This window comes from Consotaella aegiceratis (assembly GCF_036541425.1).
Classification (GTDB): Bacteria; Pseudomonadota; Alphaproteobacteria; order Rhizobiales; family Rhizobiaceae; genus Consotaella; species Consotaella aegiceratis.
In genome coordinates this window covers 1-12,463 of record NZ_JAZHFT010000023.1, presented here as the reverse complement: position 1 = coordinate 12,463, position 12,463 = coordinate 1, and the positions used below count along the sequence as shown (strand labels likewise).

The window sequence follows — 12,463 nt, the reverse complement described above, 5'->3', positions numbered from 1 at the left end:
ACGCGATAACGCAGGGGCTTACGCTCAAGCCGGTAAAGTCGTGCCGGCGAGCACCGTATCCAAACCGCTACACAAGGCATCCGCGCAGGCGGCAATGCGCGCCGGCGAGCCGTCTGCGGCCAACAGTTCCTGGATGTGGTTCGCCATGCCAGCAGGCACGCGCGGCAGGGCGGCCGCCGCGTCGACAAGCCGTTTCTCGCCCGGATGAAGGGCGCGGTTGGCTGCGAACAACACGTCGAAATAGCTGGCCAGAAAGGCGGCCGTGCGGTGATTGACCGAGACCCGGTCGCCGCGTGTCGCAGCCTTGATCATCTGGTCACGGAAGGCGCTGAACGAGCCGCTCAGAAGCGGACGGTTCCTGGCGACGATGGCGCGGGCCAGCGCATCCGGATAGGGCTGGCCGGCGCGGTCCTGCAACGTGGCAAACCAGCCCGTGCGATCGAACAGCGGCCGGGCGGTCGCGATATTGTGCCAGATGCAGGTGGAATAGCCGATCTGCGGCTCGTGTCGGTCGAGGACCCGATCGAGTTGCTCCTCGGTCCAGACGCGTGTCCGGTACATCACGTCGACATGAAGACCGGATGCGGCCTCGGTCCATTCGTCGCCGGTCTCCCAGAAGCGGTTGTCGATTTCGCGACGGCTGCTCCTGGGCGCGATCAAGGCGGTGCGACCGGCGACCGGCACCTCCGTGTCGCTATAGACATAAAGGTCGATATCGGACGTGGCGTCGGCCGTTCCGGTGGCGCGTGACCCGCCTAAGGCGACGGCGACGACCTCCGGCATGGCGCCGAATGCCGCCGCAAGGGCCGAGGCGAGAGCATCGGTCTCGTCGTCCTTGCGCGGAGGATGCTCTGTACCGCGGCCGGCCATGGTGCCTCCCGAAGACCTACGCCGCGCTATGCGGATTTTGGCGCGATCGTCTGGATCACCTCGAAGGTCTCCAGCTCGGGGTGTCCGAGATATTTCGGCTTGTGGTCGCCTGCGCTGCGGTGGGACATGCGAAAGGCTTCCGATTTCGTCCAGTCTTCGAACGCCTGCCGCGACGCCCAGAGCGTATGAGACGAATAGAGCGTGTGATCGTCGCGTTTCGATCCTTTGAGCATGTGGAACTCTACGAACCCTGGGACGCTTTGCAACTGGGAGTCGCGGTTTCGCCAAACGGCTTCGAACTCGTCTTCCGAGCCCGGCAGCACCTTGAAACGGTTCATCGCGATGAACATGACATGACCTCTTATTCGTTCGGTCCGAGGAGAGCATCCTTCGTCCGAGCGCACCATCGCCGGTCGGGACGGTAGGGGCAAGTGCGAAAGATCGGTTTCAGCATGCCGAGGCTTGGGGGCTCGCCATGGCGTCTTGTATCATATAAAGAAGTGTTTATGTCTTCCGGCACGATCCGTTGAGAAGGTGACGCATGAGCGCATGGACTGACTCGCTTTTCGGCTCCGAACGGGCCGCCGACCGCCAGAGCGACGCCTTCGCGGCGCTGACGGCGGCGGCGCGCGAGCGCATTCTGATTCTCGATGGTGCCATGGGCACGCAGATCCAGGGGTTGGGCTTCGGCGAGGAGCATTTCCGCGGCGACCGTTTCGTCGGCTGCGAGTGCCATCTGAAGGGCAACAACGACCTGCTGACGCTGACCCAGCCCCAGGCGATCGAGGACATCCACTACGCTTATGCGATAGCGGGTGCCGATATTCTGGAGACCAACACCTTCTCCTCGACCACCATCGCCCAGGCCGACTACGGCATGGAGGCGGCGGTCTACGAGCTCAATCGCGACGGCGCCCGGCTGGCGCGTCGCGCCGCGATCCGCGCCGAAAAGGAAGACGGCCGGCGCCGCTTCGTCGCCGGCGCGGTAGGGCCGACCAACCGCACCGCCTCGATCTCGCCGGACGTCAACCGGCCGGGCTTTCGCGCCATCTCCTTCGACGAGCTGAAGACCGCCTATGCCGAGCAGATCGGCGGACTGATCGACGGCGGCGCCGACATCATCCTGATCGAGACGATCTTCGACACGCTGAACGCCAAGGCCGCGGTGTTCGCGGCCGAGGAAGTGTTCGAGGAGAAGGGCGTCAGCCTGCCGGTGATGATCTCCGGCACGATCACCGACCTCTCGGGGCGCACGCTCTCCGGCCAGACGCCGACGGCCTTCTGGTATTCGCTACGCCATGCCCGGCCCTTCACGATCGGGCTCAACTGCGCGCTCGGCGCGGCTGCGATGCGCGGCCATCTGGCGGAGCTGTCCGGCATTGCCGACACCTTCGTCTGCGCTTATCCGAATGCGGGCCTGCCCAACGAGTTCGGCGAATACGACGAGACGCCGGAGATGATGGCGGCGCAGGTGGAAGGCTTCGCGCGCGACGGCCTCGTCAACGTCGTCGGCGGCTGCTGCGGGTCGACGCCGGATCACATCCGGGCGATCGCCGAGGCGGTCTCCCGCCACAAGCCGAGGGCGATCCCGCAGATCGAGCGCCGGCTGCGCCTGTCGGGCCTTGAGCCGTTCACGCTCACCGACGACATTCCCTTCGTCAATGTCGGCGAGCGCACCAACGTCACCGGCTCGGCGCGCTTTCGCAAGCTGATCAAGAACGGCGACTATTCTGCCGCCCTCGACGTCGCCCGCGACCAGGTGGAGAACGGCGCCCAGGTCATCGACATCAACATGGACGAGGGCCTGATCGATTCGAAGGCGGTGATGGTGGAATATCTCAACCTCGTCGCCTCCGAGCCGGACATCGCCAAGGTGCCGGTGATGATCGACTCTTCCAAGTGGGAGGTCATCGAGGCGGGCCTGAAGTGCGTCCAGGGCAAGGCGCTGGTCAACTCCATCTCGATGAAGGAGGGGGAAGAAGCATTCCTCCATCACGCGCGTCTGTGCCGGGCCTATGGCGCGGCGGTCGTGGTCATGGCCTTCGACGAGACCGGCCAGGCCGACACCTACGAGCGCAAGGTCGAGATCTGCACCCGGGCCTACAAGCTGTTGACCGAAGAGGCCGGGTTCCCGCCCGAGGACATCATCTTCGATCCCAACATCTTCGCGGTGGCGACCGGCATCGAGGAGCATGCCGGCTATGGCGTCGCCTTCATCGAGGCGACGCGCACCATCCGCCGGACGCTGCCGCACGCCCATATTTCGGGCGGCGTGTCGAACCTCTCCTTCTCGTTTCGCGGCAACGAGCCGGTGCGCGAGGCGATGCACGCCGTCTTCCTCTACCACACCATTCAGGCCGGCATGGACATGGGCATCGTCAATGCCGGCCAGCTCGCGGTCTATGAGTCGATCGACGCCGAACTGCGCGAGGCCTGCGAGGACGTCATCCTCAACCGGACGCCGAAGGACGGCGGCGACGCCACCGAAAAGCTGCTGGCGCTGGCCGAGCGCTATCGCGGGTCCGGCGGTGGCCAGGGGCGCGAGAAGGACATGTCCTGGCGCGAATGGCCGGTGGAAAAACGGCTGGAGCACGCGCTCGTCAACGGCATCACCGAGTTCATCGAGGCGGATACGGAAGAAGCGCGGCAGAAGGCCGAGCGGCCGCTGCATGTGATCGAGGGTCCGCTGATGGCCGGCATGAACGTCGTCGGCGACCTGTTCGGCGCCGGCAAGATGTTCTTGCCCCAGGTGGTCAAGTCGGCGCGGGTGATGAAGCAGGCCGTGGCCGTGCTGCTTCCCTACATGGAGGCCGAGAAGGAGGCCGCCGGCGGGGCTCGCCAGAACGCCGGCAGGATCCTGATGGCAACGGTGAAGGGCGACGTCCACGACATCGGCAAGAACATCGTCGGCGTCGTGCTCGCCTGCAACAATTACGAGGTGATCGATCTCGGCGTCATGGTGCCGTCGGACAAGATCCTGGCCGCGGCGCGGGAGCATGAGGTGGATGTCATCGGGCTGTCCGGACTGATCACGCCGTCGCTCGACGAGATGGTCAACGTCGCCTCCGAGATGGAGCGCGAGGGCTTTGCCATTCCGCTTCTGATCGGCGGTGCCACCACGTCGCGCGTCCACACCGCGGTCAAGATCCATCCGCGCTACGATCGCGGCCAGACCGTCTACGTCACCGACGCAAGCCGCGCCGTCGGCGTCGTCTCCAACCTGTTGTCGAAGGAGGCGCGGGACGGCTACGTCGCCGACATCCGGGCCGAGTACCGAAAGGTCGCCGAGGCGCATGAGCGCGGCCAGCGCGACAAGCAGCGCCTGCCGATCGCCAAGGCGCGCGAGAATGCCTACCGGATCGACTGGGACGCCTACGAGCCGCCGCGCCCGTCCTTCCTCGGAACGCGCGTCTTCGACGACTGGGACTTGGCCGAACTCGCCCGCTATATCGACTGGACGCCGTTCTTCCAGACCTGGGAGATGAAGGGACGTTTCCCAAAGATCCTGGAGGACGAGGCCCAAGGGCAGGCGGCGCGCCAGCTTTATGACGACGCCAAGGCGATGCTCGCCAAGATCATCGAAGAAAAGTGGTTCCGTCCCAAGGCGGTGGTCGGGTTCTGGCGGGCCGGCACGATCGGCGACGACATCGTGCTCTATGAGGACGAAGAGCGCCTGAAGCCTTTTGCCACGCTGCACACGCTGCGCCAGCAGCTTTCGAAGCGCGGTGAACGGTCCAATTTGGCGCTGTCCGACTTCGTGGCGCCGGCGGCGAGCGGCAAGGCCGACTATGTCGGCGGCTTCGTGGTGACGGCCGGCTTCGAGGAAGAGGCGATCGCCGAGCGCTTCGCGCGAGCCAACGACGACTATGCCTCGATCATGGTCAAGGCGCTGGCCGACCGCTTTGCCGAAGCCTTCGCCGAATGCATGCACCAGAGGGTCAGAACCGAGTTCTGGGGGTATGCACCGGACGAGACGATCTCGGACGACGATCTGATCGCGGAGAGCTATCGCGGCATCCGGCCGGCGCCGGGCTATCCCGCCCAGCCCGACCATACGGAGAAGACGACGCTCTTCCAGCTGCTCGACGCGGAAGCCGCCATCGGCGTCAAGCTCACCGAGAGCTATGCCATGTGGCCCGGCTCCTCCGTCTCGGGGCTCTATGTCGCTCATCCCGAGGCGCACTATTTCGGGGTCGCCAAGGTCGAGCGCGACCAGGTCGAAGACTATGCCCGCCGCAAGGGCATGGCGGTGGAAGACGTGGAGCGCTGGCTGGCGCCGATCCTCAACTATGCGCCCGAAGCGATCGGCACGGCGGAGGCGGCCGAGTAACCAGGCCTCCGTCGCGGAATGCGACGTGCTACTGCCCGACCGCCGTCTGCAGCGTTCCGCCGAGATGCTGGCCGGTGCTCTCCAGTTGATCGCCGAGGCTTTCGCGCGCGCTGGGATCGATGATGGCGATCGGCAGCGTGGCGACGGCACCGGCGGCCGAGCCGATGGTCTGGGCCGTGCCCAAGGTCAGCGCGCCGATATGCTCGCCGAGGCTCACATCGGCGTCGGTCACCTTCTGGCCGGCGATCAGCCGGCCGCCGATCAGGCGAACCACCTCCGGACTTGCCGCGAACTTGTTGTGGTTGGTGGCGTCGCCCGCCCGCAAGGCCGACAGATCGAGGACGGTGATGCCGGCCGCTTCCAGCTCGGAGCGATAGGGCTCCTTGTTGGCGTCGATGGCACCGAGCCGATCGACGCCGCCGGCAATCCGCCGCGACAGGCTGAGGGCGCGATCGTCCTGGGAGGTGAAGAGCGTGATGCGCGTTCGCGTCGTATCGATCTCCTGGATCTGCTTTTCGAACACGTCGACGTCCAGGTCCGGCGAGGCCAGGATGACGTTGTCGATCTTGTCCGGCAGATGGCCCCGGCGGATCGCCAGCTGGCGCAGCGCCTCCATGGTCAGCCAACTGCCCATGGAGTGGGCCATGATGGTGATGTTGTCGATGTCCGGACTGGCGGCGGCCTGCGTCAGGATCATTTCGAGCGCGGTGCGCGAATAGGTCGTGCTCTCCCGGTCGTAATTGTAATCGAACACGCTGCCGCCCGACGGCCAGGTGAAAAGGACGGGCGCCGCTTCCATGTTCGAATCGTGGACGATCTGGGCAAAGCGATAGACGGCCTCTTCGTAGCGGTTGTTGAAGCCGTGCACGAAGATCAGCACCCGGCGGCTGGGCCCGACGACCGAATCGTACCAGCGATGGGCACCATCGGCGTCGAGCGGCGAGACGCGGACGACGCTGAAATCCGTGTTGGGATCCGGTGGCAATTTGTCGGGCCAGGCGATCTCGCCGATCGTGCGGTTCTGGTCCGGCGGGATCGACACCACGATATTGTCGAGGGAGAGGCTCGTGCCGCGCGCTCCACTGAACAGAACGCCCGGCTCGGAGGATGGCGCCCGCGTCGTGGCGACCAGCATGTCGACGGTGCTCGCGCCCGGTACGGTGCTGCCGAGCGGCAACAGCACGCCTTCATGCGTCACGCACCCTGCCAGAGCGAGGCCGGCAAGGGCCAGAGACACGACGACACCGGTCAGACGCGATCTGCGCCAAGGAAAGACGAAAGCCATGGGCGCCTTAAGCCCGATCCGGTCACATCCGTCCAGCACCGGAACCGGAACAAGACCGTGAAGACCTGGTTTCCGCGGTCGCGTGGCCCGTCCGCAACGCCGAACAACGGAGCTGGACGGCGACCACGCTGAGGCCCCATCGGTCCCGGTGGTGCAATTCCGACGCTCGTTGCGTTAAGGTGAACCGATGGCTGTTGGTTTCAGGACCGCCCCGGCGGCCATGGCTGCGGGAACGACATGACGGAAGGGGCGTTTCGGCCCTATCGCACAAACCGGGACGAGGGGATCTCTAGGCTATGGCAGTGCAGCACTATGTGATCGTCCAGCATGACGGAGGATGGGCCTATCGGGTCGGCGAGGTCTATTCCGAGACGTTTGCCAGTCACGACGAGGCGCTTGCCGCTGCGCGGGACGCCGCCGAGCGGCAACAGCTCTCCGGCGAGGATGTCGGCATCTCCTACGAGGATCGGCGCGGGCGCTGGCACGACGAAGTCGCCCAGGGCGACGACCGCCCGGTGACCGAGGTCGACGATCTTCCTCCCGCCGGATGAACTATCGCGCGTGTCCAAACCTTGCGCGATAGGGCTCGCCGCTTTCATCGGGGCGCATCGCGTAGCGAGAATGCCGAGCCGGCGACCCGTTCGGCTCCTGTAACGGCGTCAGACAACGCAGGCTCCGCCATTACGAGGGGCTGCATCCTCGTTCGTCGTCGCGCTTTTCTCTATGTCGGCGATGTCGGGCTGGCCATAGGGCGCTGTCTCGTCAAGGGCGAACCTTCGCCACGATTATTCTTCCAGCAGCGACAATAGGTTGTCCGGAAAACTCCGGCCGGCCGTTTGACAGCGTGCCGCGGATCGCCAACTATCCAGTGTGCAGAGAGCGATTCACGATATTCAGGCTCGAAGCGAGCTTCGCACACGGCACACGGAGATTGTCGGGGTTGACCCTCATTCGCAGAGCCTGCTGCCGCACGGTCCGAGCGCCGAAAATGGCGGGCATCGTCCCGGCTTCCATGCCCGATCTTCGCCGCGCGCCGTGCGCGGCATAGTGTCCTCCCTGTCATCAGTAGTGTCCTGCCTGTGTCGATAATCCTCTACTTTGACGAAAGCGGCCTTCGGTCCGTGCGGCCAGATGGCCTTGCGACCGCTCTATGCTGCCGGATCGAAGCGGCATAAAGGTCCGGGAAACAATAGAGAACGATCAGCGTCATGTTACAGGATCTGTCCGACCCATCGACCGGCGTGGACCTGAAAGGCCCCGAGGCTGCCAAGTCCGTGGTTCACGCGCCGCCGGGTGAGGCGTTCTCTGTCCCGGGCTATCTCAAGCGCATCTACACATGGTGCTATCTGCATCCCAGGATGGTGCCGCTGCTGGACCGCCAGATCGTGGCCCAGGCGATCCTGTGGGGCAATTTCGGGCGGCTGACCCGGCGGGCGCTGGAGGAGTTCGGCCCCGGCCAGCATGTGCTGCAGCCCGCGCACGCCTACGGCCTGGTCGCCCGTCAGTTGGCGGAACGCCTCGGCCCGGACGGCCATCTCGACCTGAGCGACATCGCGCCGATCCAGGTCGAGCGTGGACATCGCAAGCTGGCGGGCCTCGGCAACGTCACGGTCTGGCGTGCCGATGCGGCGCATCCGCCGCAACGCGACTATGACGGCATCAACTGCTTCTTCCTGCTGCATGAAGTGCCCGACAGCTACAAACGGCGCATCGTCGATTCGCTGCTCGGAGCGCTGAAACCGGGCGGCAAGGCGGTGTTCATCGACTATCACCGCACCCGTCCGCTGCATCCGCTGCGGCCCGTCATGTGGTCGGTCTTCCGTTTCCTGGAGCCGTTCGCCAACAGCCTGTGCTCGTCGGAGATCCGCAATTTCGCGTCCCACGCCGAGAACTTCGAGTGGAGCAAGGAAACCTATTTCGGCGGGCTCTACCAGAAGGTCGTGGCGCGGCGCGTCGGCGCTATCGAGAGCTAGGCGGGTACGGCACGACACTGCACGAACGCTGTCGCCCTGCGGGACATGCCCGGAACAAGACGTCGCAGGCATGCGATCGCCCGGTGCCTCCAAGGCGTTCGGGCGACGGGGACCTGTAGACCCGGGATCCACGAGGATTTCGGACGTTTTGCCCCCGCGGCTGGGCCGGCGAACGCGGCGGCAAAAGAAGCACAGTGAGCGCTGAAAGGGTCTGATCGAGCGGACCTGCGGCAATTATCCCTTTGGACCCCAACGCCATCGGACGTCACATTGGAGCGGGCGACCATGCGGCTGCAGGTCGACAGTTGGGTAATTCAGTCAAGAACGATCAGGTCTCATGCTCCAAAATATCTCTGAAACACACTTCGGTTCGCAATTGGAGGGACCGATGCCGACGATGGTCGGCTCGACCGGTCCGGATGCGACCGGCGCAGCGGTTCCTGAATACCTCCGTCGCATCTACACTTGGTGCTACCTGCATCCGAAGATGGTGCCGCTGCTCGACCGGCAGCTCGTGGTTCAGACGATTCTGTGGGGCAATGCCGACCGTCTGATCGACCGGGCCCTGGAGGAGTTCCGCCCGGGCCAGGACGTCTATCAGCCGGCCCATGCCTATGGCTTCGTTGCGCCGAAACTGGCCGATTTGGTGGGGCCGGAAGGGCATCTCGACATTATCGACGTCGCTCCTATCCAGGTCGGGCGCCTGCACCGCAAGCTGGACGATCGGGACAATGTGACGATCTGGCGGGCGGACGCCGCCAATCCGCCACGCCGCCAGTATGACGCGATCAACAGCTTCTTCCTGCTGCACGAGATCCCCGACGACTACAAGCATCGGGTCGTCGATTCGCTGCTCGGCGCGGTCAAGCCGGGTGGCAAGGTCGTGTTCACCGACTACCATCGCTACAGCAAATGGCATCCGCTGCGGCCCATCATGTGGTTCGTCTTCCGCTTCCTGGAGCCGTTCGCCAACAGCCTCTGCTGGTCGGAGATCCGCAATTTCGCCACGCGGGCGGACGATTTCGAGTGGAGCAAGGAAACCTATTTCGGCGGGCTCTACCAGAAGGTCGTGGCGCGACGCGTCGCCTAGGCTGCCTCCACCGGAACGAAGGGCGCGCGGGCAACGCGCTCTCGCGCGGTGGTCTGGGCGGTCGCCTCTCCATGGGCCGACGCGCCGGAGCCTCCCGACGGCCAGGAGACAGTCGCCATGTGGGACCAGCGCTACGACCGGGAAGACTATTTCTACGGCACCGAGCCGAACGCCTTTCTCATGGCGCAAGCCCATCGGCTGAAGGCCGGCATGCGGGCGCTGGCCGTCGCCGACGGCGAGGGCCGCAATGGCGTGTGGCTGGCCGAGCAGGGGCTCGCCGTCACCTCGATCGATTCCTCATCGGTCGGTTTGGCCAAGGCGCGGCGGCTGGCGGCCTCGCGCGGCGTTGCGGTCGCCTTCGAACAGGCCGACGTCGCGACTTGGCCCTGGCCGCCGGCCGCTTATGACGTCGTCGCGGCGATCTTCATCCAGTTCGCCGCGCCGGCACTGCGCGAAAAGCTCTTCGAAGACTTCAAGGCGACCTTGAAGCCGGGAGGCCTTCTGCTGTTGCAGGGCTATCGGCCCGAACAGGTCGACTACGCCACCGGCGGTCCGTCGGAGCGCGAGAACATGTATACGCGCGAGATGCTCGCCGGCGCCTTCGGTGACTTCGATATCCTACTCTTGCGCGAGCACGACAGCGAGATTCACGAGGGCGTGCGCCACAGCGGCCTATCGGCGCTCGTCGATCTGGTCGCCCAAAAACCTGTCTGACCCGGCACTGCTGACCTCGATCGACGGCCGGCTGGCCGGATGCCCTAGCCTCTTGTTTTCCCGCATGATGTGGGTCCGAAAAGTCTGCAACTTTTCGGCATCATGCTCTAAAACAGCGACAGCTGCTCGGCCTTGGGTGCCGTCATATGCCGCAGACCTTCATGGTCGGTGAGGCCGCCCGGTTGCCAGTCGCGCGCCACGATGAAGGGCCGGATCTTCTTCACCGACTGGCAGAGGCGGCCGACGTCGTCAAGCCGCAGCGTATGGTGCCGACGCGTCGCCAGGATCCGTTCGACGGCGCGCGTGCCGAGGCCGGGAACCCGAAGCAGCGTTTCCTTGTCGGCGCGGTTGACGTCGACGGGAAACAGCGCGCGATGCCGGAGCGCCCAGGCCAGCTTGGGATCGATCTCCAGGTCGAGCATGCCGTCGGCCCCGCCCTCGACGATCTCCTTCCGCTCGAAGCCATAGAAGCGCAACAGCCAGTCGGCCTGGTAGAGCCGATGCTCACGCATCAGCGGCGGCTTGGCGAGCGGCAGGCGGGCCGAGGCGTCGGGAATCGGCGAGAAGGCGGAATAGTAGACGCGCTTGAGGCCGAAGGCACTGTAAAGGTTTTCCGAGCGCGCCAGGATCGCGTCGTCGTTGGACGCGTCGGCACCGATGATCATCTGCGTCGACTGACCGGCCGGGGCGAAGCGCGGCGGCTTCGCCCGATCCTTCCTCTCGCCGCGATGCTCCTCGATCTTGAGCCGCAGATGACCCATCGACTGCCGAATTTCGCGCGGCTTTTTCTCGGGCGCCAGGCTCTCGATCGAGGTGTCGGTCGGAAGCTCGATGTTGATCGACAGGCGATCGGCATAAAGACCGGCCTCCTCGATGAGGTGGGGCGCGGCGTCCGGAATGGTCTTGAGATGAATGTAGCCGGCGAAGTTCTCCTCCAGCCGGAGCCGGCGGGCGATCGTCACCATCTCGGCCATCGTATGATCCGGGCTCTGAATGATGCCCGAGGACAGAAACAGCCCTTCGATGTAGTTGCGCCGGTAGAAGCTCATGGTCAGCCGCACCACCTCGTCCACCGAAAAGCGCGCCCGCTCGATGTTGGAGGATGACCGGTTCACGCAGTAGGCGCAGTCGTAGATGCAGAAGTTGGTGAGCAGGATCTTGAGCAGCGAGATGCAGCGCCCGTCGGGGGCATAAGCGTGGCAGAGGCCCGAGCTCTCCGTCGAACCGATCCCTTTGGAAGAGACCGAGTCGCGGCGAGCCGTCCCGCTGGAGGCGCAGGAGGCGTCATATTTGGCGGCATCGCTCAGGATGGCGAGCTTTTCTGTCAGGCTGCGCTGGACCATGATGGTCGTTATAATGTTCCTGTTGTGTTCTTGCCAAGCCCGCTCGCGCATCCGTGAATGCCTGGGAATTGATACAAAAAGATACAAATGTGAGCAGGAACGAGGCGGTGGTTCCGCCTGTTGTGGCAGCACAGGGACTTCGGCCGCCCAGGACGGCCACGCTGGGGCGTGCATGATCGGACGCCCCCACGCATCGGGAGTTTTACGTGCGCAAATCGATTTCCGTTTTCACCGCCTCCATCATGGCTGCGTCAACGCTTGCAAGCGGCCTGGTGGCCGCGTCGCCCGCCGCTGCGCAGTCGCGCGATCGCGAGCGCTATGTCGAGCAATACTGCTCGCGCCATTCCAACGATCGGGATTGCCGGGATTTCCACCGGGGCCACAACAACTGGGACAACGACCGCTACCAGCGTTGGTATCGTGATCATCACGACGGCAAGGATGCGGCTGCCGCGGCGATCTTCGGCCTTGCGGCCGGCGCGATCGCCGGCGGGGTCGTTGCCGGCGCGACGCGGGATCGGACGCCGCCGCCTCGGGGTCGCGGTATGCCCGAGGCTTCGGGGCATCAGCAGGCCTGTGCCCAGAAGTATCGTTCCTACGATTATCGGAGCGATACCTACATGGGATACGACGGTCAGCGCCACCGCTGCAATCTCTGACCATCGCTCGTCAGAACGAGACGCCGGGCATCGATGGTGCCCGGCTCAGACTGCTGACAAAGCCCCGGCTTCCCAGGCTGTGTGGAAACTGATTGGAGGCTCCGGTTAACCGGGGCCTCTTCTGGTTTCAGGCTGTGGCGGTTTGGATGTTGATGGCGCGCAGGATGTTGTAGGCGAGGATCGAGAGGGCCATTTCGGT

General features: G+C 64.9%; 10 protein-coding genes. 6 read left to right on the top strand and 4 right to left on the bottom strand.

Annotated features, from left to right (window positions below):
* Positions 1 to 24 precede the first annotated feature (24 nt).
* Positions 25 to 870, bottom strand: coding sequence for a nucleotidyltransferase domain-containing protein (locus tag SMD10_RS15460; protein ID WP_331686621.1), 846 nt, complete (start codon positions 868 to 870; stop codon positions 25 to 27).
* Between the two features lie 26 nt (positions 871 to 896).
* On the bottom strand, positions 897 to 1,220 hold the full coding sequence (gene hmuQ, locus SMD10_RS15455; protein ID WP_331686620.1) for a heme-degrading protein HmuQ: 324 nt from the start codon (positions 1,218 to 1,220) through the stop codon (positions 897 to 899).
* Positions 1,221 to 1,411: 191 nt separating this feature from the next.
* Between hmuQ and metH the strand changes: the two genes are divergently transcribed.
* A complete protein-coding gene (gene metH, locus SMD10_RS15450) occupies positions 1,412 to 5,200 on the top strand; it encodes a methionine synthase (RefSeq protein ID WP_331686619.1) in 3,789 nt (1,262 codons plus the stop codon).
* Positions 5,201 to 5,228: 28 nt separating this feature from the next.
* Here metH and SMD10_RS15445 read toward each other — a convergent pair whose 3' ends face one another.
* Positions 5,229 to 6,485, bottom strand: a complete 1,257-nt coding sequence (locus SMD10_RS15445) for an alpha/beta hydrolase (RefSeq protein WP_331686618.1) — start codon at positions 6,483 to 6,485, stop codon at positions 5,229 to 5,231.
* Between the two features lie 296 nt (positions 6,486 to 6,781).
* On the opposite strand from SMD10_RS15445, the gene SMD10_RS15440 reads away from it, so the two are divergent.
* The 4 genes from SMD10_RS15440 (at position 6,782) to SMD10_RS15425 (ending at position 10,262) form a co-directional block, all read left to right on the top strand.
* Complete coding sequence (locus SMD10_RS15440) at positions 6,782 to 7,036, top strand: DUF2188 domain-containing protein (RefSeq protein WP_331686617.1); 255 nt, start codon at positions 6,782 to 6,784, stop codon at positions 7,034 to 7,036.
* Positions 7,037 to 7,693: 657 nt separating this feature from the next.
* Complete coding sequence (gene rquA, locus SMD10_RS15435; RefSeq protein WP_331686616.1) at positions 7,694 to 8,458, top strand: rhodoquinone biosynthesis methyltransferase RquA; 765 nt, start codon at positions 7,694 to 7,696, stop codon at positions 8,456 to 8,458.
* Between the two features lie 388 nt (positions 8,459 to 8,846).
* Positions 8,847 to 9,548 carry a rhodoquinone biosynthesis methyltransferase RquA gene (gene rquA, locus SMD10_RS15430; RefSeq protein ID WP_331686615.1) on the top strand — a complete coding sequence of 234 codons (702 nt, stop codon included), beginning with the start codon at positions 8,847 to 8,849 and terminating at the stop codon, positions 9,546 to 9,548.
* 117 nt (positions 9,549 to 9,665) lie between these two features.
* A complete protein-coding gene (locus tag SMD10_RS15425) occupies positions 9,666 to 10,262 on the top strand; it encodes an SAM-dependent methyltransferase (RefSeq protein ID WP_331686614.1) in 597 nt (198 codons plus the stop codon).
* A gap of 107 nt (positions 10,263 to 10,369) precedes the next feature.
* Here the strand turns inward: SMD10_RS15425 and SMD10_RS15420 are convergent, their stop codons facing one another.
* Positions 10,370 to 11,605, bottom strand: coding sequence for a putative DNA modification/repair radical SAM protein (locus SMD10_RS15420; RefSeq protein WP_331686613.1), 1,236 nt, complete (start codon positions 11,603 to 11,605; stop codon positions 10,370 to 10,372).
* 206 nt (positions 11,606 to 11,811) lie between these two features.
* On the opposite strand from SMD10_RS15420, the gene SMD10_RS15415 reads away from it, so the two are divergent.
* On the top strand, positions 11,812 to 12,264 hold the full coding sequence (locus tag SMD10_RS15415; protein WP_331686612.1) for a BA14K family protein: 453 nt from the start codon (positions 11,812 to 11,814) through the stop codon (positions 12,262 to 12,264).
* Positions 12,265 to 12,463 lie beyond the last annotated feature (199 nt).

Bases quoted from the DNA above. Each gene is read 5' to 3' on its own strand.
- SMD10_RS15460 (WP_331686621.1), bottom strand. From the start codon at position 870: ATGGCCGGCCGCGGTACAGAGCATCCTCCGCGCAAGGACGACGAGACC.
- hmuQ (WP_331686620.1), bottom strand. From the start codon at position 1,220: ATGTTCATCGCGATGAACCGTTTCAAGGTGCTGCCGGGCTCGGAAGAC.
- metH (WP_331686619.1), top strand. From the start codon at position 1,412: ATGAGCGCATGGACTGACTCGCTTTTCGGCTCCGAACGGGCCGCCGAC.
- SMD10_RS15445 (WP_331686618.1), bottom strand. From the start codon at position 6,485: ATGGCTTTCGTCTTTCCTTGGCGCAGATCGCGTCTGACCGGTGTCGTC.
- SMD10_RS15440 (WP_331686617.1), top strand. From the start codon at position 6,782: ATGGCAGTGCAGCACTATGTGATCGTCCAGCATGACGGAGGATGGGCC.
- rquA (WP_331686616.1), top strand. From the start codon at position 7,694: ATGTTACAGGATCTGTCCGACCCATCGACCGGCGTGGACCTGAAAGGC.
- rquA (WP_331686615.1), top strand. From the start codon at position 8,847: ATGCCGACGATGGTCGGCTCGACCGGTCCGGATGCGACCGGCGCAGCG.
- SMD10_RS15425 (WP_331686614.1), top strand. From the start codon at position 9,666: ATGTGGGACCAGCGCTACGACCGGGAAGACTATTTCTACGGCACCGAG.
- SMD10_RS15420 (WP_331686613.1), bottom strand. From the start codon at position 11,605: ATGGTCCAGCGCAGCCTGACAGAAAAGCTCGCCATCCTGAGCGATGCC.